Below are 23,157 nucleotides of genomic sequence, written 5' to 3'. Positions count from 1 at the left end.
GTTTCGGAGAAGCGCGTGGCGTTCCTCGCGCGCAGACTGGTCGCGTGCTGACCAACATCAACATCACCGGAATCTACGTGCTCGACCAGGACGAGGCGCTCGACTTCTACGTCGGCAAGCTCGGGCTCGAGGTCGGGAGCGACGTCGACATGGGCTTCATGCGCTGGCTCACCATCCACCTTCCCGGCGACCCCGACCACCAGCTGCTGCTCGAGGTCCCCGGCGGCTCTCCTGCGCACAGCGACGCGACTGCCGCCCAGCTGCGCGACCTGGTCACCAAGGGCGCCATGGGTGCCGTGGTCATCTTCAACACCGACGACTGCCAGAAGCTCTACGACGACCTCTCCGCCCAGGGCGTCGAGTTCACCGACAAGCCGACCAAGCAGCCCTACGGCATCGACTGCGCCTTCCGCGACCCCTTCGGCAACCACATCCGCGCCACCCAGCGCGTCCCCGGCCCCATCGAGGTCACCGACGAGGACATCGCCCGCTGGTCCGGGAAGTGAGCTGAACATCTCGGTACGCCACCTGCAGGTCTCTCGCCGCCCTCAGCAGCCCTTGGAACCAGGCACGGTAACCGTCATCGGGGCGAATGGGAGGGGTGCCGCCGATCTCTTCGATCGCGGCGGCAACCACTCCCGCTCCGTCATCCCCCGGCTCCGCGTCGATCAGGCACGGCGCCGACTCCAGCATCGGCAACGCCCGCGGGCCCAGGAGTGCCACGGCGGCTGCGGCAAGGGTGTGCGCGTTCTTCGATGAGTACGCATGCCCCAGCGCGAACTCGAGATCGCTCGTCACCGATTCGGGAGGGAGTCGCAGGCAGTACCAGGCAGCGACGGAGCTTTCCCGCCACGTGCCGTGGAGCATTCGTTGCACATCACCGAGCTTGACTCGCTTGCCCGCACGCGCAACCCGGCGAGCCATAGTCCAGTCGTGCGGGAGCCACTCGGCCCGCAGATAGAACGGACGGACGTAGGTGTTGATCACCCAGCGCCATCTCAGCTCCTCAAACGTCCGCACCGCCGCAACCTATCGGCATGGAGCCGGTCATGACGCCAGATCACCGATCGGCTCCTCAGGTCCGACCGCGCCGAGCCGCTATCAGCCGCCGACGACCGCGTACGCCTCGCGCAGCTGCTCCTCGGTCGGCCCGGTGAGGATCCGAGGGACGGCGACGTCGTGGAGGACGAGGAAGCGGAGGACGGAGCCGCGGGCCTTCTTGTCGACGCGCATCGCGCCGATGAGATCGTCGAAGCCGGCGTCGACACCGAGCTCCTTGACCGTGGTCGGGAGGCCGACCTTCGCGAAGGCCGGCGCGTGCCGAGCGGCGACGTCGTCGGAGAGGACGCCGGCGAGACGGGCGAGCTCGGCGGCGTACACGCAGCCGACGGCGACCGCGTCACCGTGGCGGATCGAGAAGCCGGAGTGCTTCTCGAGCGCGTGCGCGAGCGTGTGGCCGTAGTTGAGCGTCTCGCGGCCGGGGTGGCCGTCGGCGCCGCCGGTCTCCTTCAGGTCGGCGGCGACGACCTCGGCCTTGACCCGGATCGCGCGCTCGACCAGCTCGGCGAGAACCGGCGAGTCGGCGGTGATCTTGTCGGTCTCGTCGACCAGACGCAGGATCTCGGGGTCGGCGATGAAGCCGCACTTGACGACCTCGCCGAGCCCGGCGATCAGGTCGGCCTCCGGCAGGGTCTGGAGCAGCGCGAGGTCGCACAGCACACCTGCGGGCTCGTGGAACGCACCGACGAGATTCTTCCCGGCACCTGTGTTCACGCCGGTCTTGCCGCCGACCGCGGCGTCGACCATGGCGAGCACGGTGGTGGGCACATGCACCACGCGTACGCCGCGCAGCCAGCCGGCCGCGACGAACCCGCCGAGGTCGGTGGTCGCACCGCCGCCGAAGGTGACGACGGCGTCGGAGCGGGTGAAGCCCCTCTCCCCCAGCGCCTCCCAGCAGTCGTTGGCGACCGCGACCGTCTTCTGGTCCTCGCCGCTGGGCAGCCCGAGGCCGAGTACGTCGTAGTGCTTCAGCAGCTCCTCGAGCACCGGCTCGGCGTACTCGGCCAGCTCGGCGGCGTAGAGGAACGCCACCCGCTGGACGCTGGTGCCCAGGAGTCCCTGGAGCCGGCCGGCGAGGCCGGAGCCGATGACGACGTCGTACGCCGCGGCGCTCTCGACCCTGATGACGGTGCTTGCGGGCTCAGTCACTTCTACTCCGTGGTGTTCAGCGCGGTGAGGGCGGTGGCGAGCTCGGCGGCGACGTCGTCGGCCGAGCGGCCGTCGGTGTCGACGACCAGGGTCGCGACCGACTCATAGATCGGTGCGCGCTCCTCCAAGAGCGTCTTGATGCGGCCGCGTACGTTGCCGAGCAGCATCGGACGGCCCGAGCCGAGGCCGACCCGCTTGACCGCATCCGCGACCCCGACCCGCAGGTAGACGACGGTGTGCTCCTTGAGCAGGATCTGGGTCTGCTCAGCCAGGACGGAGCCGCCACCGAGGGAGACGACCCCGTCGTGCTCGGCGAGCGCGGCGGCGACGGCGTCGGCCTCGACCGCGCGGAAGTGAGCCTCGCCCTCGTCGACGAAGATGTCCTGCACGCTCTTGCCCGCGGCCGCGGCGATGTCCTCGTCGGTGTCACGCAGCGCAACGCCCAGACGGGAGGCGAGCAGCGCCCCGACGGTCGACTTGCCCGCACCCATCGGGCCGACGAGCACGACAGCCGGCATCAGGAGTACCTCAGGTTCTCGAGGTAGGCCTTGGCGTTGCGCGCGGTCTCGGCGACCGAGTCGCCACCGAACTTCTCCAGCGCCGCCTCGGCCAGCACGAGCGCGACCATCGCCTCGGCGACGACACCGGCGGCGGGCACGGCGCAGACGTCGGAGCGCTGGTGGTGCGCGACCGCCTCCTCGCCGGTGGCTACGTCGACGGTGCGCAGCGCCCGCGGCACGGTCGCGATCGGCTTCATCGCGGCGCGTACGCGCAGGATCTCGCCGGTCGACATGCCGCCCTCGGTGCCGCCGGAGCGACCGGAGGCGCGGCGGATCCCGTCGGCGGAGGGAACGATCTCGTCGTGGGCCTTGGAACCCGGGGTCGCGGCGAGCTCGAAGCCGTCGCCGACCTCGACACCCTTGATCGCCTGGATGCCCATCAGCGCACCGGCCAGGCGCGCGTCGAGGCGCCGGTCCCAGTGCACATGCGAGCCCAGGCCCGGCGGCAGGCCGTGGACGACGACCTCGACGACGCCACCGAGGGTGTCGCCCTCCTTGTGGGCCTCGTCGATTCGGGCGACCATCTGCTTGGAGCCGTCGGGGTCGAGGACGCGCACCGGGTCCTCATCGAGCCGGGAGACATCCTCAGGCGAGGGGACGTCGTGGCTCGGCGTACGGACTCCGCCGATCTCCAGGACGTGCGAGACCAGCCGGACGCCGAGCGCCTGCTCGAGGAAGGCCGAGGCGACCGCGCCGAGCGCGACCCGGGCCGCGGTCTCGCGGGCCGAGGCACGCTCCAGGATCGGGCGGGCGTCATCGAAGTCGTACTTCTGCATCCCGACCAGGTCGGCGTGACCGGGCCGAGGGCGGGTCAGCGGGGCGTTGCGCGCCTGCTTCTCGAGCACCTCGGGTTCGACCGGGTCAGAGGCCATCACAGTCTCCCACTTGGGCCACTCGGTGTTGCCGACCTCGATCGCGACCGGACCACCCTGCGACTCCCCGTGGCGTACGCCCCCGGTGATCCGCACCTGGTCCTTCTCGAACTTCATCCGGGCACCGCGGCCATAGCCCAGGCGCCGCCTGGCCAGGGCATCAGCGATGTCGTCAGAGGTGATCCGGACGTGGGCGGGCAGACCCTCCATCACGGCCGTCAAGGACGGACCATGGGACTCGCCCGCAGTGAGCCAACGCAACATGGGGCCAGTGTTTCATCCCCGTCACGCAACCTCGTGCACCCGGCCTCAAAGCGAGACGGCGAGCACACCGACGAGCATGCCCAGAATCATGAACGGCCCGTACGCCAGGGGCTCGCGCATCGCCGTGCGCGAGCGCTGCGCGACGGCGCGTCCGATGCCCCAGACGCCGAAGATCGCCAGCCCGGCCCACAGCCCGAGCGCCAGCTGCTCCCAGCCGAGGCGACCGAGGACAAGGCCGACGAGCGCCGCGAGACGTACGTCACCGAAGCCCATCGCGTGCGGCAGCACCCGCCACAGCAGCCAGAACGCCGAGCGCGCGATCACCAGCCCGGCAAGAGCGCTGAGGGCCGCCGCGGTGTCATGCGTCCAGAGCCACTCGGCGGCGAGCAGGCCGAGCCCGACCGCGATGGCCACCAGGATCGGCACCTTCGGCAGCCGTTGGACGCGCCAGTCGACATAGGCGAGCAGCACGCACAGCGGTAGCAGCGGCACCAGCGCCACCATCAGCCGTGAGGGCTCCACCCTCCAGGCGAGCAGCCCGGCGAGCGCCGCGGAGACGGCTACCGCCAGCGGCAGGAGCGGCGCCCACCCGGCCACGGTGGCATAGGGGACCGCCGGTGGGTCGTCGACCGGCTCGGGGAGACGGCGAAGCAGTCCCGGCACCCCGAGAGCGAGCAGACCGGCAACGGCCGCACTCACCAGCACGACCGCCCCGGAGCTCATACCGGGATGGGCTCCGCGCTGGACTCTCTACTGGCGAGCGCCTTCTCCCCCGCTGCCCGCATGGCAGCCAGCGGCGCCGGACGGCCGGTGAAGATCTCGAACTGCAGCACCGCCTGGTGCACGAGCAGGTCCAGGCCGCTGACGGCCACGCCGGGCGTGACCGAGAGCAGCGGCGATGGCCACGGGTCGTAGACGACGTCGAAGACGACCGGCGTCGACGCCCAGCGGTCGACGAGCTGCGGGGTCTGCGCCTTCGCGGGAACGGTGGAGACGACCACGTCCGCGCCACTGGTCACCGATTCCGGGCCAGCTGCCTCCAGCGGCAGCACCGAGACGACCGGCTTGCTGCGGTGACGCGAGATCATCTCGATCGTCTCCCCCGCCGCACCCGGGTTCCGGGCCAGCAGCGTGATCCGCGAGGCACCCAGCTCGGCGAGCGCGAGCCCGGTCGAGGCCGCCGTGGCACCAGCGCCCAGAACGACACCGTGCGAGCAGGAGAACCCGTCACCGGCCCGCTCCCGGATCGCCGCGACCGCGCCGGGCAGGTCGGTGTTGTCCCCCACCCAGCCGTGCGAGGAGCGCACCAGGGTGTTGACCGCCCCCACGAGCCGCGCCCGCGGCGAGATCGACCGCGCCAGCTCGTACGCCTCCCGCTTGAGCGGCATCGTCACCGACAGCCCACGCCACCGGCTGGGCGGCCAGTCGCCGCCGAGGTCGGCAACATAGGTAGCCAGACCGCCCGCAGCCACCCGCGTGGAGGTGTAGGACCAGTCGGACATCTCCAGCTCGGCGTACGCGGCCTGGTGGAGGGTCGGCGAGAGCGAGTGATCGATCGGATCACCCAGGACAGCACACTTCACTCAGGTTTCCCCTCAGCAGCTCTTGGACTCGGTTGCGCAGTAGTCCTTGTACTCGGCCTTGAACTTCAGGAACTGGTCGTAGTTCTTGGCGAACTTCGTCTCACCGGTCTTCAGGTTGACGGTCACGTAGTAGTACCAGTCACCGTCCGCCGGATTGAGCGCGGCCTGGATCGCGTCGTCACCCGGCGCGCCGATCGGCCCCGGAGGCAAGCCCTTGTTGGTGTAGGTGTTGTAGGGCGAGTCGACGGACTGCACGTCGACGCCACCGAGCTCGGTGCTTCCAGACTTCCCGAGCGCGTAGTTGACCGTCGCGTCGATCTGCAGGAAGCCCGCCTGGCCGGCCGTGCCGGGGTTCTCGACACGGTTGTAGATCACCCGGGCGATCTTGGCCATGTCGTCGCCGCGCCCCTCGGCCTCGACGAGCGAGGCCACGGTCATGATCTGCTCGGGTGTACATGCCTTGCCGCCACCGCACTTGAGCTGCTTGGCGCGGGCCTCGATGTCGTTGTCGCCGAGCGCCTGCTCCCACCGGTCGACCATCATCGCCAGCATCTCGGTCGGCGTCGCGTCGGGTGGGAAGGCGTACGTCGCCGGGAACAGGTATCCCTCGACGTTGCCCTCGGCGTAGTCGGGCAGACCGATCGCCTCGGTGTCCTGGGCGGCCTTCTTGAAGTCGGCCGGCTTCTTCCCGGTCTTCTCGGCGAGCACCTTGTAGATCGCCTTGGCACGCGACCCCTCGGTGATGGTGACGTTGACCGTGTCGATGTTCTCCGGGTTGGCGAGGATCTCGACGGCGTCGGCGGCCTTCATCTGCTTCTTCAGCGGGTAGAAGCCGACCTGGACGGTCAGCCCCTCGGCGTTGGCCGCCTCGATGAAGGCGTCGACGGACTTCACCACGCCGACCTCCTTCAGGCTGCGGCCGACCGCCGAGACCGAGTCACCCTCGTGCACCTCGAAGGAGACGGGGTCGGTGCCGGGCCCGGCGTAGTCGGCCGGAGGGGCGACCATGTCCTTGACGTAGTCGATCGCCCGGTCCCCCACGAAGTAGAACCCGCCGAGGACCACCGCCATGGCCACCAGGACGGCCAGACAGCCACCGAAGCGCCGCTTGCGCTTGGGCGGCTTCTCGTCGAAGTAGGGATCGTGATCTGCGGGGCCATCCTCGAAGAACGCCGGCTGCTGCTGGTAGGTCGGCCCGCCGTAGCCACCCGGACGCTGCGGCGGCTCCTGCCGGCCGTAGCCCGGCGGGGGTGTCCCGGCACCGGGCACCGGACGCGGCCCCGGGCGTCGACCCGGCTGGCCCTGCTGCTGCGGAGGCAGCTGACCGGGCATCCGACCCTGCCCCTGGCCGGGCATCTGACCCGGCATCTGCGGCGGCATCCGGCGTGGGTCTCGGGGATCCTGCGGCGGCTGCTGCCGCGGCGGGGGGCCACCGCGCGGATCGCGACCATATGACCCCTGGCCAGGGCGACGCGGGTCGCGCGGGTCCGGGGGGTAGTAGCGCTCACTCAATGACCGACCTCAACGATCTCTCCAGGCGCGGTCCCCGAAGCGCGCTCACTGTCCAATGCGTGTTGCAGGATCACAACCGCCGCGGCCATGTCCACCACGGCTCGGCGGTCCTGGCCCTTGCGACCTCGGTCTCGGAGCATAGCCTCCGCGGAAACGGTTGTAAGTCGTTCGTCGACGAGGCGTACCGGGACCGGAGCCACTCGTCGCGCCAAGGACGCGGCGAAGTCCCGGACCTTAGCAGTCGCCGGGTTCTCCCCTCCCTTGAGGGACCGGGGCAGCCCGACGACCACCTCGAGCATCGTCGACTCCTCGGCGATCTCGGCGACGATCTCCTGCAGACGCGCGAGGTCTCCGCGACCCTTCTTGACCGTCTCGAGCGGCGTCGCCAGGAACCCCGTGGGGTCACTCCTGGCGACGCCGATCCGGGCGTCGCCAGGATCGAGACCGAGGCGCACGCCGTGGCGCATCAGGCTTGCGCGACCAGCGTCGCGACCATTCCGAGCGCGGTGTCGATCTTGGATACGTCGCTGCCACCGCCCTGGGCGAAGTCCGGCTTGCCACCGCCACGTCCGCCGACGACCGGCGCGAGCTCCTTGATCAGGTCACCCGCCTTGACGCCCTTGGCGATGCCGGCCGGGTTGACCGCGGCCACGATCGCCACCTTGTCCTCAGCGTCGCCGACGAGCACGACAGCCGCCGGAGCCTCACCGAGCCGGGAGCGTACGTCCTGGGCGAGCGTGCGCGCGTCGCCGCCGCCCACCCCCGGGACCCGCTGGGCGACGAGCTGGATGCCGTTGACGTCGACCGCGGAGGCCGCGATCGAGCCACCGGAGGCGAGCAGCTGCGCCGTACGCGCCCGGGCGATCTCCTTCTCGGCGGCCTTGAGCCGCTCCATCAGGTCGGAGACCCGGCCGACGACGTCGTCGGACTTCGTCTTCAGCAGCAGGTTGAGCTCGGAGACCACGTCGCGCTCACGGGCGAGGTAGTTGAAGCCCTCGACGCCCGTGTAGGCCTCGATGCGCCGGTTGCCGGAGCCGACCGAGGCCTCCGAGGTGATCACGACGGTGCCGATCTGGGCGGAGTGGTCCACGTGGGTGCCGCCGCACAGCTCACGCGACCAGGGACCGCCGATCTCGACGACCCGCACCTTGGAGTCGTCGTAGGTCTCGCCGAAGAGCGCGATCGCGCCCCACTCCTTGGCCTGCGGAAGGGTCATGTAATCCCACGCGACCGGCAGGTCGGCCCGCAGCGCGTGGTTCGAGACCTCTTCGATCTCGTGCATCTGCTCGGGCGTCAGGCCCTTGGTCCAGCCGTAGTCGAGACGCAGGTAGCCGGGGCGGTTGTACGAACCCGACTGCAGCGCGGTCGGACCGAGCACCTCGCGCAGCGCCGCGTGCACCACGTGGGTGCCGGAGTGGGCCTGACGAGCGCCGAGACGCCACTCGGGGTCGACCTGGGCGTGCACGAGGCCGCCAGCCGGTCCACGTGCAGAGAACTCGCCGTCGACGACACGGACCTGGTGCACGACGAGACCCTTGACCGGCCGCTGCACGTCGACGACCTCGAGCCGGCCGCCGTCGAACTCGATGATGCCCGCGTCGGCGGACTGGCCGCCGGACTCGGCGTAGAACGGGGTGCGGTCGAGGACGATCTCACCGATCTCGTCGGGGCCGAGCACGTCGACCCGCTTGCCCTCCTTGAGGAGAGCGATCGGCTTCGACTCGGTGTCGAGGGTCGTGTAGGCCTGCCAGTCGGTCGGCCCGTTGCTGTCGAGGATGCCTCGGTAGACCGACACATCGGCGTGCTGACCCTTCTTGGCGCGCGCGTCGGCCTTGGCCCGCTCCCGCTGCTCGGTCATCAGACCGCGGAAGCCCGGCTCGTCGACCTCGAGGCCCGCCTCGGCGGCCATCTCGAGGGTCAGGTCGATCGGGAAGCCGTACGTGTCGTGGAGCTGGAACGCCTTGGCGCCCGTGAACGTGGTCGATCCGCTCGACTTCACCTCGGTCGCGGCCAGGTCGAAGATCTGGGTGCCGGCCGCGAGGGTCTTGCGGAAGGCCTCCTCCTCGGAGTCCGCGACCCGCTTGATCCGCTCCCAGCCGGTGTGCAGGTCGGTGTAGGTCTCCCCCATCTTGTCGCGGGAGATCGGCAGCAGCTCGGGCATCGCCGGGTCCTCGTAGCCCAGCAGGCGCATGTTGCGGATCGCGCGGCGCATCAGCCGCCGCAGGACGTAGCCGCGGCCCTCGTTGCCGGGGGTCACCCCGTCGCTGATCAGCATCAGCGAGGAGCGCACATGGTCGGCGACGACGCGGAAGCGCACGTCGTCCTCATAGGAGGCGCCGTACTTCTTCCCGGTCAGCTCCATCGCCTTCTCGATGACCGGGAAGACCACGTCGGTCTCGTACATGTTCGACTTGCCCTGCATCAGGTAGGCGACGCGCTCGAGGCCGAGCCCGGTGTCGATGCCGGTCTGGGCGAGCGGGCCGTCGATGTCGACGTCGTACTTGGACCGCGCCGCGACGACGTTGTCCTGCATGAAGACGAGGTTCCAGAACTCCAGGTAACGGTCGCCGGCGTCCCAGTCGCGGTCCGCACCGAACTCCGGGCCCCGGTCGATCAGGATCTCCGAGCACGGGCCGCCGGGCCCGGGCACGCCCATGGACCAGTAGTTCTCGCTCGGGGGCAGCCGGACGATGCGGTCGTCGGGCAGGCCGGAGATCTTCTTCCAGAGCGCGACCGCCTCATCGTCGCCGTTGAGCACGGAGGGGTAGAGCAGCGACTCGTCGAAGCCGAAGCCACCGTCGGCGACCGACTTGGTGACCAGCTCCCAGGCGAGCGCGATCGCGCCCTCCTTGAAGTAGTCACCGAAGGAGAAGTTGCCGCACATCTCGAAGAACGTGCCGTGCCGGGTGGTCTTGCCGACCTCCTCGATGTCGGGCGTGCGGATGCACTTCTGCACCGACGTCGCCCGGTCGTAGGGCGGCGTCGCCTGGCCGAGGAAGTAGGGCTTGAACGGCACCATGCCTGCGTTGACGAAGAGCAGGTTGGGGTCGTCGAGCAGGAGCGATGCCGAGGGCACCACCGTGTGCTCGCCGACACTCGTGTTCTCGGCGAAATGCGCCGTGAAACGGCGGCGGATCTCCGCCGTGCTCAACCACTCCATCAGGGGTTACTGCCTTCCATGTTCTGCCTCGGGTCCTCGGTTGGCCCGTTCAATCCAAGTCTCTGCTGACCGGCACCGTCGGCGCCAATCTGTTTCGGCCCTCTGGCCGAAGCGGAGCCCGAGGCAATCGCCTCAGTGCGGGCTTCGATCCACTCGCGCAGCTCGAGCTCCTTCTCGGCCTTGCCGGTGGCCAGCTCGTCGCGGAAGATCCGCGCGCCGACCCCGAGCGCCTGGGCACGGTCGCGCAGGCCGTCGGCGGTGAACGCCTCGGCGGCCCGCCGCCCCTTGACCATCGCGTACACGCCGGCGCCCGCGCCGACCACGAACCAGATCGCGCCCCTCATCGGGAGTCCTCCATACGTACGTCCTCGTCAACTGCCGCGCGCTGGCGCGCACGGTATTCGCGCAGCGCCTCGCGCATCTCGCTCTTCCGGTCCTTGCGTGCCCGCTTGACCTCGCGGTGCATCTCGTAGCGGATCTTGAACCGCACCTCGGGCGAGAGCGCCCGGCGCACCCCGTGGACCAGCGCGGCACCGTGCACCACGGTCTCCCGGAACACGGCGTCCGCGAAGGCGGGTGCGGTCAACGTACGCTGCACCACCTGCTCCACCTCGGTAGGCTCGCCGTCCTCTCCGAGGGAGGTGATCACATACTCCCTCTCGGCCAGGTCCCGGCGCCGTCGCCGGCCGACCGGCTCGGGCGGGGTCAGCCGCTTCTCCAGCGCCTCGAGCCGCTCGCGCAGCTCGGCCTCGCTGGCCTCGGCCTCCTCGAGCCGGCGCCGCGCGCGGCGGCGCGCCCCGAGCGCGAGCAGCACGGCCGCCAGCGAGATGAGGACCAGGACCCCCACCGCCGTCAGCGTCGCCACCAGCGCCCACGCGGGCATGCTCGAGTTCGTCATGGTGCGCCTACCCTATCCATCCTGGCCGCGCACGATTTTCCGGACACGCTCCCAACGTTCCTTCACTCCGGCCTCGGCTCCGTGGGTGGTCGGCTGGTAGTACTCAGCTTCGGCAACCGCGTCGGGCGCGTACTGCTGCGTCGCGATGCCGAACGGCTCGTCGTGGGCGTACTTGTACGCCTTCCCGTGCCCGATCTTCTTCGCACCCTCGTAGTGGGCGTCGCGCAGGTGTGGCGGCACGTTGCCGATCTTCCCGGCCGCGACGTCGGCGCGCGCGGCGAAGATGGCGTTGGTGACCGCGTTCGACTTCGGCGCGACCGCGAGCGCGATCGTCGCGTGCGCCAGGGTGAGCTGCGCCTCCGGCATCCCGATCAGCTGCACCGTCTGCGCGGCGGCGACCGCGGTCTGCAGCGCCGTCGAGTCGGCCAGGCCGATGTCCTCCGACGCCAGGATCATCAGCCGGCGGGCGATGAAGCGCGGGTCCTCCCCCGCCTCGATCATCCGCGCCAGGTAGTGCAGGGCGGCGTCGGCGTCCGACCCGCGCACCGACTTGATGAACGCGCTGACCACGTCGTAGTGCTGGTCGCCCTGCCGGTCGTAGCGCACCGCCGCCTGGTCGACGGCCCGCTCGGCGGCCTCGAGGCCGATCTCGCCCTCGGTGGCCGCTCCCGCGGCCGCCTCCAGATAGGTCAGCGACCGGCGCGCGTCACCGCCGGCGAGGCGCACGAGATGGTCGAGCGCCTCCTCGGTGATCGAGACCGAGCCACCGAGCCCGCGCTCGTCCGCCAGGGCACGGCGGAGCACACCACGGATGTCGTCGTCGGTCAGCGACTCCAACCGCAGCAGCAGGGATCGGGACAGCAACGGCGAGATCACCGAGAAGAACGGGTTCTCCGTGGTCGCGGCGACCAGCGTGACCCAGCGGTTCTCCACGCCCGGAAGCAGCGCGTCCTGCTGCGCCTTGCTGAACCGGTGCACCTCGTCGACGAAGAGGACGGTCTCCTTGCCGGTGGCGACCAGCTCGGCGCGGGCCGCGTCGATCGCCGCGCGGACCTCCTTGACACCGGCCGAGACCGCGGAGACCTCGACGAAGCGGCGGTCGGTGGAGCCGCTGACGATCGAGGCGATGGTGGTCTTCCCGGTCCCCGGCGGCCCCCACAGCAGCAGCGAGAGCGACTGTCCGCCCTCGACCACCTGGTGCAGCGGTGACCCGGACGCCTTGAGCGAGCTCTGGCCCACGAGCTCCTCGAGCGTACGCGGCCGCATCCGCACCGCCAGCGGCGCGGCCGCATGGTCACTGTGGCTCAGCGACCCGCCACGCGAGGCGCTCGCCCCCATCTCGAACAACCCATCCACACGCCAACCCTAGTGGCCGGCACCGACAGCAGGCGGGTCAGGTGAGGCGTACGCGTGGGTCGAGCACGCTGTAGAAGAGGTCGACCAGGAGGTTGGTGACCACGATGATGAGGGCGGAGATCAGCGTGGTCGCCTCGATGACCGGCAGGTCGCTCTGACTGACCGCGTTGAGCGCCCGCAGACCGAGGCCGGGGATGCCGAAGATGAGCTCGGTGAAGATGGTGCCCGTCAGCAGCGCTCCGAAGTCGATGCCGAAGATCGTCACGATCGGCACGACGGCCGCGCGCAGCGCGTGCTTGTTGACGATCCGGCGCTCGTGAAGGCCCTTGGCGCGCGCCGTGCGGACGTAGTCCTGGTTGAACGCCTCGATCATCGACCCGCGGGTGAACCGGGCGTACTTGGAGGAGTTGACCAGGCCGAGGGCGAGCCAGGGCAGCAGCAGGCCCCAGGCCCACTTCAGCGGTGAGTCGGTCAGCGGGTGATAGCCCTCCTGCGGGAAGATCCCGGCGCTGACCGCGAGATAGAGGAACGCGAGCAGGACGAACAGGTAGTACGGGATCGACTCGATCACCAGCGTCGCGCCGATCACGGTCTTGTCCGCCGAGGTCCCCCTGCGTCTTGCCGCGAACATCCCGATGGGCACGCCGATGAGCAGGATCGTGACGCCGGCCCCGACCGCGACCGAGACCGTCGGCCCGATCCGGTCCTTGATGTCGTCCCAGACGTTGACCCGGTAGATGAAGCTGACCCCGAAGCACGGGGCCTCACAGTCGTACGACTCGGAGCCGAAGGCGATCTCGCGACCCTTGAAGATGCCGGTCATGTACTCGGTGTACTGAACATGGAGCGGCGCATCCAGGTTGAGCGCCTCCGTGATCGCGTCCTGACGCTCGGCGGTGCACTTGGGCTCCGGGCACATCGCGTCCGCCGGGTCGCTCGGGCCATAGGTGAAGAGCGCGACGACCGCCACCGAGATCACGAACAGCACGAGCACTGCCGAGATCAACCGGCGTACGACAAAACCGATCATGGGACGGAGGTCTCGCTTCCTAGAAGTTGTCCACGGGCGCTTGCCCGGCGTTGCGGTGTCCTATGTGTGGGTCCGGCCGGCGTGGGGTGCGCCCACGCCGGCCGGATCAGCTCACTTGAGGTACATGATGGAGAAGCTCGGCATGCCCTTGACCGGGTCGTTGACGACCCCGCCGACCAGCGAGCCCTTGATGAAGGCGTTCGCGTCGTAGCCGGCGTTGATCTCGACCATGTAGGTCTCCTGCATCCACTTGTCGAACTCGCCCCAGGCCGCGGGAACCTTGTCGGCGTCCATCTTCAGGATCTCGGCCTGCTTCGCGTCGGCGTCGGCCTCCTTGAAGTTGGTCGGGTTCGGCATGCCCGGCTTGTTGGCGTTCGAGCCGATCCACTGAGCCGGGAACCACGAGCCGCCGGAGGGCCAGTCGGAGCACCAGCCGCCGTAGCGGAGGTTGATCGGAGCGTCGAGGTTGCTCTGGTCGTCGCGGTAGGTCTCGTCGGTCGAGGCCACCGGGGTCGCCTTGAAGCCGGCGGCCTCGAAGCCCTTGACCATCTGGTCCTTCTTGGCGACCGACTGCTCATCGTCGCGCTCGTAGTACCACTTGATCTCGAAGCCCTCGGCCCCGGCCTCCTTGAGCAGCGCCTTGGCCTTCTCCGGGTCGGTGGTCTGGCCGTCCTGACCCTTCGGGTACTGGTACTCGACGCGACCCGCGGTGCCCGGGGGAAGCAGCGAGGTGCCGGGCTGAATGGTGACGCCGACGATCTCGCCGGAGGCCTTCCAGGCCGCCTGGTAGGGGTAGGCCCAGCTGATCGCCTCGCGGACCTTCTTGTCCGTGATCTTGGTCTGGTCCGGACGGTACATGTAGGTGCACGGCGAGGTGCCCTCGATGAGGTTCTCCGGCGCCTTCTCCTTGATCGACTTGTACGTCGGCGGCGTGACGTCGTCGTATCCGATCATCGACTGGGCCGCGCCCTTGTCGCCGAGGATCTGGTTCTCGATCTTCGCGGTGTCCTGGGCGAACTTGAAGTCGAAGGCGTCGACGGCCTGGAACCGGCCGGGGTCGGTGTCGGCGGCCCACTGGTCGTTCTTGACCAGCTTCAGCGAGGTGCCCGGCTTGTAGGACTCGAACTTGTAGGGGCCGGTCGCCATCGGGTGGCTCTCGTAGGCCAGCGGGTCCTTGTCCTTGGCCTTCGGGATCGGTGAGAAGACCGGGAACGAGGCGTAGTAGTCGAGCTCGGGGAACGCCTGGGCCAGGTGGATGATCACCTTGTTGCCGTCGGCCTCGACGCCGTCGTAGTCCTCACCGCCGTACCAGCCGGCGCTGGCGTCGTAGTCGGGGAGCTTCTGGAGCTCGGCGTCGGTGTCCGCGAACGGGCCCTTGTACTTCTGGCCGTCCTTGAAGAACGTCGTCTGGTACGTCGGGCCGTCGGTCAGGGTGTCGGTCGCGAACGAGCGCTTGATGCCGTAGACGACGTCCTCGGCGGTGACGTCGGTGCCGTCCTCGTACTTGATCCCGTCCTTGAGCGTGAAGGTCCAGGTCAGGCCGTCCTCGGAGACCTGGCCGAGGTCGGTGGCGAGGTCGGGGACCAGGATGGAATCGCCGCTCTTCTCGTCGTAGACGTACTGCGTCAGCGACCGGGTCACCAACCCGGACATGATCGCTCCCGAGTCGGTGTAGTAGGTCCGGGTCGGGTCGAGCGTGGCGGGCGCGTTGTTGGTGACGACCGAGATGGTGCCACCCATCTTGGCGTCGGACGGGATCTCCAGCGGGCCCTCGGCCGTGGCGTCCTTGCCGGCGCCGGCACCGCCGCCGGCCTTGAACTCGCCGGCCGGGTCCTCGCCACCGCCGTCCCCGCCACCACAAGCAGCGGTGAGCGTCAGCGCAGCGATCGCACTGGCGGCGATCACTGTTCTCTTCAATCGCATCGTAGGTCTCCACCTTCCATGGTTGATGCCTCTCTCCGACGACGTGCTCACCGGAAAGACTTGGGGTCGAAGGCGTCGCGGATGGCGTCTCCGAGCAGGTTGAGCGCGAAGACCAGGACCACGATCCCGACGATCGGCGCGTAGAGGTACAGGGGGTATTCGTCGAACCAGCTCTGGGCGCGCAGGATCGTCTGCCCCCAAGACGGGCGTCCGGTGACACCGACGCCGAGGTAGGCCAGCGTCGCCTCCGCGGCGATCGTGGCCGGCAGGCTCAGCGAGAACGAGACGACGATCGGCGCCACCAGGTTGGGCAGCAGCTCCTTGAACAGGATCCGGTGGGTCGGCATCCCGAGGACGTGCGCGGCCTCGATGAACTCGCGCTCACGCAGCGAGATCACCTCACCGCGGATCAGCCGGGCCAGGCCCATCCACCCGAAGATCGAGAGGATCACGATGAGCGCGATCAGCGAGGCGTTGTCGAGCATCGTCGGGTTCTCCCGCCAGCGCTCCACCAGCATCGGCGAGATCGCGATCGCGACCAGCAGGAACGGCAGCGTGAGGAAGAGGTCGATCATGAACGTGATCACCCGGTCACCCCAGCCGCGGCTGTAGCCCGCGATCAGGCCGAGCACCACACCGACGACGGTCGAGACGACCGTGGCGATCGTGGCCACCAGCAGGGACGTACGCGCGCCGTAGAACCACTCCGCGAGCAGGTCGTTGCCGGAGTTGGGCTCCAGGCCGAGCGGGGCCTCCCAGGTGAACCCGTAGTTGGGCGGGCCGATGACGGGGTAGTTGAACGAGTCGGTGTCGGTCACCGGGTCACCGGCGCGCAGCTCGACGCCGAACAGCTTGCACAGCAGCGGCGCGAAGATGGCGATCAGGACGAAGAGCAGCACGATGCCGGCACAGATCATCGCGACCTTGTCCGAGAGGAGACGGTCCATGGCGATCCGCATCGGCGAACGGCCGGCGACCTCGCCCGTCCTCGGTTCCGGATCGATCTCGGGGTCAGGACCCTGGATCAACACTTCGGACACAGTCATACGCTCGGATCTCCGTTCGATGCCAAGGCTCGGTACGCCCAAGAAAAGACCACTTCGCGCGGTCCCGAGCCGGCGCGCTGATCAAGTTATGCCAAGTTGCAACGGTTCGGGCGGGACTACAGGTAACGGTTCGATACCGACGGTGACGTGTGACACACACGAAACAAAGACGGCCCGCAGCCATAGGCTGCGGACCGTCTTTCGTAATCTCGCCGAGACGCGGGAGATCCTCAGGCGCGACCCCGCGAGTTGTTCGCCAGGTCGTACCAGGTGTCGGCGTAACCGGGACCGTCGCCAGGGACCTCGGCCGGGCTGGCGCCCGGGTCCGGTGCACCGAACTCGTCGACGCCCAGGAGCGGCGCGGTGATCGGCTTCTCCGGGTGCTGGTGGATCTCACCCGGGAAGTGGCAGGCGACCTTGTGCTTCTTGCCGATCTGCAGCAGCGGCGGCTCGACCACGGAGCAGATGTCCTTGGCGATGGCGCAGCGGGTGCGGAAGTGGCAGCCCGATGGCGGGTTGATCGGCGAAGGTACGTCGCCCTCCAGCCGGATCCGCTCACGACGGCCGCCGACGGCGGCCTGCTTCACGTCGGGCACGGCCGAGAGCAGCGCCTGGGTGTAGGGGTGGTGAGCCCGCTCGTAGATCGACTCGCGGTCACCGATCTCCACGATCTTGCCGAGGTACATCACCGCGACCTCAGGGCAGAAGTGGCGGACGATGGCGAGGTCGTGCGCGATGAACAGGAAGGAGATGTCGAACTCCTTCTGCAGGTCCTGCAGAAGGTTGATCACCTGGGCCTGGATCGAGACGTCGAGCGCGGAGACGGGCTCGTCGGCGACGAGCAGCTTCGGCTGCAGGGTCAGCGCCCGGGCGATGCCGATGCGCTGGCGCTGACCGCCGGAGAACTCGTGCGGGTATCGGTTGTAGTGCTCCGGGTTGAGGCCGACGACCTCGAGCAGCTCCTGGACCCGGCTGAGCACCTTGTTCTTCGGCACCATGTTGTGGATCCGGAGCGGTGCGCCGATGATCGAGCCGACGGTGTGACGCGGGTTCAGCGAGGTCGACGGGTCCTGGAAGATCATCTGGATCTCCCGGCGCATCGGGTGCAGCTGCCGGCCGGAGTAGCCGGCGATGTCGATGCCCTCGAAGTTGATCTTGCCTTCGGTGGGCTTGTAGAGCCGCGTCACCATCCGCCCGGTGGTGGACTTGCCACAACCCGACTCACCGACGAGGCCCAGCGCGGTGCCCTTGGCCACCTCGAAGGAGACCCCGTCGACGGCCTTGACGTGCCCGACCGTACGCCGGATCACGCCGCTGCCCTTGACCGGGAAGTGCATCTTCAGGTTCTCGACCGAGAGCACCGTCTCGGTGCTCGCCGGCGCGACCGAGGCCGCAGTGGCAGTCGTGGTGTCGCTCATCAGTCCTCCACCAGGTCAGGGGCGATCTCGGGCAGGATCTCTGCCTCGTAGACCTCGTCGGCATTCTTGATGTGGCAGCGCCTGATGTGGTTGCCACCGCTCTTGGCAGGGGTGAGCTCGGGCAGCACCGTCCTGCACAGGTCGCCACCCACCTTCGCCACGTGGTCGCAGCGCGGCTCGAAGGCACATCCCGGCGGCGGGTTGAGCAGCGAGGGCGGGTTGCCCCGGATCGGGATCAGCTTGGCCTCGGTCGAGGCGGTCAGATCCGGCACGCTGGAGAGGAGACCCCAGGTATAGGGCATCTCCGGGTTGGTGAGGATCTCCTTGCACGGGCCGTACTCGACCGCGCGGCCGGCGTACATCACGAGTACGTCATCTGCCATCTCCGCCACGACACCGAGGTCGTGGGTGATGATGATGACCGCTGCGTCGAAGTCGCGCTGCAGGTCCTGGAGCAGGTCGAGGATCTGCGCCTGGACGGTCACGTCGAGAGCCGTGGTCGGCTCGTCGGCGATGAGCAGGCTCGGGTTGTTGATCAGCCCCATCGCGATCATCGCGCGCTGGCGCATACCGCCGGAGAACTGGTGCGGGTAGTCGTCCACGCGACGGTCGGGCTGCGGGATGCCGACACGGTCGAGCATCTCGATGGCGCGCTTGCGCGCCTCCCTCTTGGTCACGTCGTTGTGGACCTGGTAGGCCTCCATGATCTGGTTGCCCACCGAGTAGTACGGGTGCATCGCGGAGAGCGGGTCCTGGAAGATCATCGCCACGTCGCGGCCGCGACGCTTGCGCATGTCCTCGTTGCTCACCTTGAGCAGGTCGACGCCGTCGAGCATGATCTCGCCGCTGAGGATGGCGTTGGTGCCGCGGTGCAGCCCCATGATCGCCGAGCTGGAGACGGACTTGCCGGAGCCGGACTCGCCCACGATGCCGAGCGTCTTGCCACGCTCGAGGTCGAAGGAGAGGCCGTCGGTCGCCTTGACGATGCCGTCGGAGGTGGAGAAGTGAACCTTCAGGTCCCGCACCGAGAGGAACGCGCCATCCTTGGCCAGCGTCGTCTCGGGGGTCTTGGAGAGGTCAGTCATGGATCAACTCCCGGGTCAGGCGACGCGCACGCGCGGGTCGATGAAGGCGTACAGGACGTCGACGACGATGTTGGCGATGATCACCAGAGCGCCGAGAAGCAGCACCAGGCCCACGATGGTGGGAAGGTCGTAGGTCTCGTTCGCGGTCACCGCGAGCTTTCCGAGACCGTAGTAGTTGAAGACGTCCTCGGTGATGATCGCGCCGCCGAGGACGGCAGCGACGTCGAGACCGAACATCGTCACCAGCGGGGTCAGCGCGGCGCGCAGCGCGTGCTTGAACAGCACCTTGCCACCCTTGAGGCCCTTGGACTTCGCGGTGCGGATGTAGTCCTCGCTCATCGACTCGAGTACGAACGCCCGGGTCATGCGTACGTAGCCCGCCATGTAGACCGCCGCGAGAGTGAACCCGGGGAGCATGAGCTGGAGCAGCCACTCTCCGACGCCACCCTCGGCGATCGTCACGTAACCCGGCGCGGGGAAGATCCCCCATTTGATGGCTACGAAGTTGATCAGCAAGGCACCCACGAAGAAGGTGGGAAACGCATAGAGGGACAGCGTGGCTCCGACGACTCCGCGGTCCACGAGGGTCCCCTTGAAGACCGCTGCGAGCACTCCGAACAGAACACCGAAGACGACCCAGATGGTGACCGCGACCAGGGCGATCGAGATCGAGACCGGGGCTGCCTCGGCGATCTCGTCGTTGACCGTCATCTGCAGCTGCTGGGAGTAGCCCAGGCAGGGTGCCGCGCACTCGGTGACCAGCTCGGGGTTGGCCTCGCGCATCGCCTCGTCGGCGGGGTACTCGCGGCCGACGACGACGCCCTTGGCGAAGGCGCCCCACTGGACCAGCAGGGGCTGGTCGTAGCCGAGGGCCTGGCGGGTCTCCTCGATGCGCTCGGGGGGGCAGTTCTTGCCGCAGGAGAACTGTGCCGGGTCGACCGGGTTCTTCATGAACAGTGCGAAGACGATGAAGCTCATCGCCACCAGCATGAGCAAGCCGACGATCACGCGCCGGATGATGTAGGCGACCATCGGTGGGTCTCACCTTCGTTGGGATCGGCCGGACCACCGTCGTGGGGTGTCGTCCGGGGGGAATCGTGTCCAGGTACATGGAGGGAGGCGGGGCTCTGGCGAGCCCCGCCTCCAAGGTCGGAACGGCTCAGGGCCGTCCGAACGGTGTTGCGGAGCTGAAGGATCAGTCCTCGACGTCGATGGGCCCCAGGTCCGGGTAGGACGAGGAGGCATCGGTCGTGATGAAGTCCTTCACCTTGGAGCCGTTGACCCAGTTAAAGGTCGCGATCTCCAGCGGGATGTAGGCGACGTCCTCACCCATGACCGCGTCTGCCTCCTGGAGGAACTTGTTCTGCTCCTCGATGGTGGCGGAGTTGGCGGCCTGGTCGAACAGCTTGTCGACCGCCGGGTTGTTGTAGTTGCCGTAGTTCTGGCCGTTGGTCGACTTCTCGATCTGACGGCTGTCGAACAGCGCCGCGGTAACGGTCATCGCGGAGCCCCAGTCGGCACCCCAACCGCCCCACATCACGTCGGCCTTGTTGGAAGGCTTCTGGATGTTGGAGTAGTAGACGTCGCCCAGCGGGTCCAGGGTGACCTTGAAGCCGGCGGCCTCCCAGCCCTCGACCAGCGCGGCGGCCTGCTTGTCAGCGGTGTCGCTCTGCGGGTAGGTGAAGGTGATCGGGTACGGCGTCTTGACACCGGCGTCGGCCAGGGTCTTCTTCGCCGCGGCCGGGTCACCCTTGAGGTTGCGGTCCTTGTACGCCGGGTTGGCGACGTAGCCCGGAACGGCCGGGTTCACGATCGAGTCGGCCGGGGTGTAGGCCTTCTCGCCACCGCCGGCGGCGATCCAGGACTCGACGTCGGTCGCCTGGGCGAGCGCCTTGCGGACGTTCGGGTCCTTCATCTGGTTCTGGTTCGGCACCAGGTAGTCGACGTAGGGCGACTGGACCTGGGTGTAGCGGTCCTTGACGCCGGCCTCGGTCAGACGCGGGTAGAACTCCGGCGGGACGCGCGAGCCGCTGACGATGGTCGCCTGCGAGTCGGGGCTGTCGGAGAAGAGCTTCTCGTAAGTGGTCGTGGCCTTCTCACCGAACTTGAAGACGACCTTGTCCGGCTTCGCCTCACGGAGCGACTTGTCGTCGGTCTCCGGGTCGTACTCGTCGTTGCGCACCAGGGTGCCGCCCTTCTGGGCGTTCCAGGTGTCGACCTTGTAGGGGCCGTTGGAGAAGATGACGTCGTCGTTCTTGGCGCCCTTGTCCTCGGACTCCTTGTAGGGGTCCATCATGTGCAGCGACGAGATCGCCAGCGGGAAGTCCGGCCACGGCGACTTGAACTTGTAGGTGATGGTCTTGCCGTCGCAAGTCACCGCCTGGTCGAAGTCGGCCTGCTGCTCCGGCGTCGCGGTGTAGGGGCCGGGGTACTCACCCTTGAGCGCGAGCTTCGCGGTCAGGTAGAAGCCCGGTCCACCGGTGAGCTCGTCGGCGGCGAAGTTGCGCGAGGCGCCGTAGGCGAAGTCCTCACACGTGATGTCGGAGCCGTCCTCCCACTTCACGCCGTCCTTGATCGTGAACGACCAGGTCTTGGCGCCCTCGGTCGAGGTGCCCTCGTCGGTCGCCAGGTCGGGGATCGGCTTGCTCGAGACCTTGGGGTCGGTCGACGCCGGGTTCGAGAGCAGCTTGCGGTAGACCAGACGCGTGGTGTGCGAGATGGTCTCACCGACGTAGATACGCTGCGGGTCCAGGTGGTCGATCGGGTCCTCAGCGACGATGGTCAGCGTGCTTGCCGAGCTCGAGCCGCCGCCGTCCCCGCCGCCACAGGCAGCCAGGCCCAGCGAAAGACCGAGCACGCCAGCGGCACTGACCGCTACGTACTTAGCTCGCTTCTTGAGCATTCGTTTCTCCTTGGTGTGGTCGCCGTCAGCCTCTGACAACTGACGCCGTAACGGTGTCCCGGGCGGGTCACCTGTGTGTGGACGGAGCCCCGAGGCTCACCTGTCACCCTTGGGGTCAAGGGCGTCTCGCAACCCGTCCCCGAGAAGGTTGAACGAGATCACGATCGTCGCGATGATGATCGCGGGCATGAAGAAGTAGAACGGGTCCACCTGCGCGTACTTCAACGAGTCGGTGAGCACGTTGCCGAGCGTGGGCGTCGGCGGCTTCACACCGACCTGGAGGTAGCTCAGTGCCGCCTCGGCCGAGATGTAGGCCGGCATCATCAGGGTGACCAGGACCAGCAGCGGGGCCCACAGGTTCGGCAGGATCTCCTTGAAGTAGATCCGCGACTTCGAGGCACCCAGGACGATCGCCGCCTCGACGAACTCTCGTTGCTTGATCGAGAGGACCTGTCCTCGGACCACGCGGGCGGTACTGGTCCAGCCGAAGATCGCGAGCACCACGGTGCAGTAAATCCCCTGGGCAAGTGGGCCGTTGGGTAGTCCCGTCACCATCTGGATGAGCTCGAGGCCGAGCGCCGAGAGCGCCAGCAGCATCATCGTCGAGGGGAACGAGAGCGTCAGGTCGGTGAAGCGGCTCAGGCCTGCGTCGACCCAGCCACCGCTGAAGCCGGAGATGATGCCGATGATCGCGCCGATGACCACCGACAAGATGGCGGCGGTGAGGGCGATGATCAGCGAGAACGTGATGCCGTACCAGAACCGGGACAACGCGTCGCGGCCGGTGCCGGGCTCCACACCGAGCGGGTGTGCGGCGCTCGCGCCGCTGAACCTGCCCTCGGGGATGGTGTTGGCGTCGAGCAGGTCCTGGTTGTAGCTGAACGGGTCCAGCACGCCCATCCTGACGAGGAAGGGGGCCAGGACCGCAGCCAGCACCACAAGGATGACCACCGTCAGCGACACCATCGACAGCTTGTCCTTACGAAGCCGCATCCATGCCAGCTTCATCGGGGACTTGCCGGCGATCTTCTTCGCCTCCTCAGGCGAAGCAGAAGGTGTCGATCCACCCGAGAGTTCTTCACCTTCGAACACGGTGGCCGATTCGCTCATGGTTCCTCTGTCTAGTCGTATTTGTGGGTGCCGCCGTCGCACGGCAGCGTCCGACCCACGAGGTCGACGGATGGAACTCTATGTGATCCCTTTGCCCGGATGGAGCCCGGACCGGTAACGATCCGATTTCAACCAGTGATACGGCAGATCGGGATGCCTTCTCGCAATTCCTTAGAGAATGCCAAGAGTCTCCGGGACCGGCGGACCGGTCCCGGAGACTCTGTTGGATT

The 23,157-nt window shown here is 68.3% G+C and carries 21 protein-coding genes; 1 reads left to right on the top strand and 20 read right to left on the bottom strand.

Annotated elements, in window-relative coordinates; genetic code table 11:
- Window positions 1-44: 44 nt before the first annotated feature.
- A complete protein-coding gene (locus tag BLT25_RS01770) occupies window positions 45-506 on the top strand; it encodes a VOC family protein (RefSeq protein ID WP_091041289.1) in 462 nt (153 codons plus the stop codon).
- On the opposite strand, the gene BLT25_RS01765 is transcribed toward BLT25_RS01770, so the two are convergent.
- The 20 genes from BLT25_RS01765 to BLT25_RS01670 form a co-directional block, all read right to left on the bottom strand.
- Window positions 469-987 carry a hypothetical protein gene (locus tag BLT25_RS01765; RefSeq protein ID WP_143033612.1) on the bottom strand — a complete coding sequence of 173 codons (519 nt, stop codon included), beginning with the start codon at window positions 985-987 and terminating at the stop codon, window positions 469-471. The two genes, BLT25_RS01770 and BLT25_RS01765, sit on opposite strands and share 38 nt — an antisense overlap.
- 114 nt (window positions 988-1,101) lie before the next feature.
- Complete coding sequence (gene aroB, locus BLT25_RS01760; protein WP_091041285.1) at window positions 1,102-2,208, bottom strand: 3-dehydroquinate synthase; 1,107 nt, start codon at window positions 2,206-2,208, stop codon at window positions 1,102-1,104.
- A gap of 2 nt (window positions 2,209-2,210) precedes the next feature.
- Window positions 2,211-2,726, bottom strand: a complete 516-nt coding sequence (locus BLT25_RS01755) for a shikimate kinase (RefSeq protein WP_091041284.1) — start codon at window positions 2,724-2,726, stop codon at window positions 2,211-2,213.
- Window positions 2,726-3,904, bottom strand: a complete 1,179-nt coding sequence (aroC, locus tag BLT25_RS01750) for a chorismate synthase (RefSeq protein WP_091041282.1) — start codon at window positions 3,902-3,904, stop codon at window positions 2,726-2,728. The genes BLT25_RS01755 and aroC overlap by 1 nt, the downstream gene beginning before the upstream one ends.
- Window positions 3,905-3,949: 45 nt before the next feature.
- Window positions 3,950-4,627, bottom strand: a complete 678-nt coding sequence (locus BLT25_RS01745; RefSeq protein ID WP_091041281.1) for a prepilin peptidase — start codon at window positions 4,625-4,627, stop codon at window positions 3,950-3,952.
- Window positions 4,624-5,487, bottom strand: a complete 864-nt coding sequence (locus tag BLT25_RS01740; protein WP_091041279.1) for a shikimate dehydrogenase — start codon at window positions 5,485-5,487, stop codon at window positions 4,624-4,626. The genes BLT25_RS01745 and BLT25_RS01740 overlap by 4 nt, the downstream gene beginning before the upstream one ends.
- Before the next feature lie 12 nt (window positions 5,488-5,499).
- Window positions 5,500-6,867: an endolytic transglycosylase MltG gene (mltG, locus tag BLT25_RS01735; RefSeq protein WP_256328403.1), complete on the bottom strand. Its 1,368-nt coding sequence runs from the start codon at window positions 6,865-6,867 to the stop codon at window positions 5,500-5,502.
- A 128-nt stretch (window positions 6,868-6,995) separates the two neighbouring features.
- Window positions 6,996-7,466 (bottom strand): Holliday junction resolvase RuvX, encoded by a 471-nt coding sequence (ruvX, locus tag BLT25_RS01730; RefSeq protein ID WP_091041278.1) that lies wholly within the window; start codon window positions 7,464-7,466, stop codon window positions 6,996-6,998.
- Window positions 7,466-10,150 carry an alanine--tRNA ligase gene (gene alaS, locus BLT25_RS01725; RefSeq protein ID WP_176883599.1) on the bottom strand — a complete coding sequence of 895 codons (2,685 nt, stop codon included), beginning with the start codon at window positions 10,148-10,150 and terminating at the stop codon, window positions 7,466-7,468. The genes ruvX and alaS overlap by 1 nt, the downstream gene beginning before the upstream one ends.
- Window positions 10,151-10,158: 8 nt before the next feature.
- Window positions 10,159-10,503: a DUF6167 family protein gene (locus tag BLT25_RS01720; protein ID WP_091041275.1), complete on the bottom strand. Its 345-nt coding sequence runs from the start codon at window positions 10,501-10,503 to the stop codon at window positions 10,159-10,161.
- Window positions 10,500-11,057 (bottom strand): hypothetical protein, encoded by a 558-nt coding sequence (locus BLT25_RS01715; protein ID WP_091041273.1) that lies wholly within the window; start codon window positions 11,055-11,057, stop codon window positions 10,500-10,502. Before BLT25_RS01715 ends, BLT25_RS01720 begins: the two co-directional genes overlap by 4 nt.
- Window positions 11,058-11,069: 12 nt before the next feature.
- Window positions 11,070-12,395, bottom strand: a complete 1,326-nt coding sequence (locus BLT25_RS01710; RefSeq protein ID WP_091042382.1) for a replication-associated recombination protein A — start codon at window positions 12,393-12,395, stop codon at window positions 11,070-11,072.
- A 55-nt stretch (window positions 12,396-12,450) separates the two neighbouring features.
- A complete protein-coding gene (locus BLT25_RS01705; protein ID WP_091041272.1) occupies window positions 12,451-13,443 on the bottom strand; it encodes an ABC transporter permease in 993 nt (330 codons plus the stop codon).
- Window positions 13,444-13,554: 111 nt separating this feature from the next.
- Entirely contained in the window at window positions 13,555-15,366 is a 1,812-nt protein-coding gene (locus BLT25_RS01700) for an ABC transporter substrate-binding protein (protein ID WP_091041270.1), read from the bottom strand.
- A gap of 47 nt (window positions 15,367-15,413) precedes the next feature.
- Entirely contained in the window at window positions 15,414-16,412 is a 999-nt protein-coding gene (locus BLT25_RS01695; protein WP_091041268.1) for an ABC transporter permease, read from the bottom strand.
- Between the two features lie 230 nt (window positions 16,413-16,642).
- Window positions 16,643-17,830, bottom strand: coding sequence for an ABC transporter ATP-binding protein (locus BLT25_RS01690; protein WP_091041266.1), 1,188 nt, complete (start codon window positions 17,828-17,830; stop codon window positions 16,643-16,645).
- Window positions 17,830-18,915: an ABC transporter ATP-binding protein gene (locus tag BLT25_RS01685; protein WP_091041265.1), complete on the bottom strand. Its 1,086-nt coding sequence runs from the start codon at window positions 18,913-18,915 to the stop codon at window positions 17,830-17,832. The genes BLT25_RS01690 and BLT25_RS01685 overlap by 1 nt, the downstream gene beginning before the upstream one ends.
- Window positions 18,916-18,930: 15 nt before the next feature.
- The gene (locus tag BLT25_RS01680; RefSeq protein WP_091041263.1) at window positions 18,931-19,947 is read right to left on the bottom strand and encodes an ABC transporter permease; all 1,017 of its coding nucleotides are present in this window, start codon (window positions 19,945-19,947) and stop codon (window positions 18,931-18,933) included.
- A gap of 163 nt (window positions 19,948-20,110) precedes the next feature.
- Window positions 20,111-21,817 (bottom strand): ABC transporter substrate-binding protein, encoded by a 1,707-nt coding sequence (locus BLT25_RS01675; RefSeq protein WP_091041262.1) that lies wholly within the window; start codon window positions 21,815-21,817, stop codon window positions 20,111-20,113.
- Between the two features lie 96 nt (window positions 21,818-21,913).
- Complete coding sequence (locus BLT25_RS01670; protein WP_091041260.1) at window positions 21,914-22,927, bottom strand: ABC transporter permease; 1,014 nt, start codon at window positions 22,925-22,927, stop codon at window positions 21,914-21,916.
- Window positions 22,928-23,157 lie beyond the last annotated feature (230 nt).

The organism is Nocardioides sp. YR527 (assembly GCF_900101045.1).
In the GTDB taxonomy this organism is placed as follows: domain Bacteria; phylum Actinomycetota; class Actinomycetes; order Propionibacteriales; family Nocardioidaceae; genus Nocardioides.
This window is presented reverse-complemented; position numbering and strand designations above follow the sequence as displayed.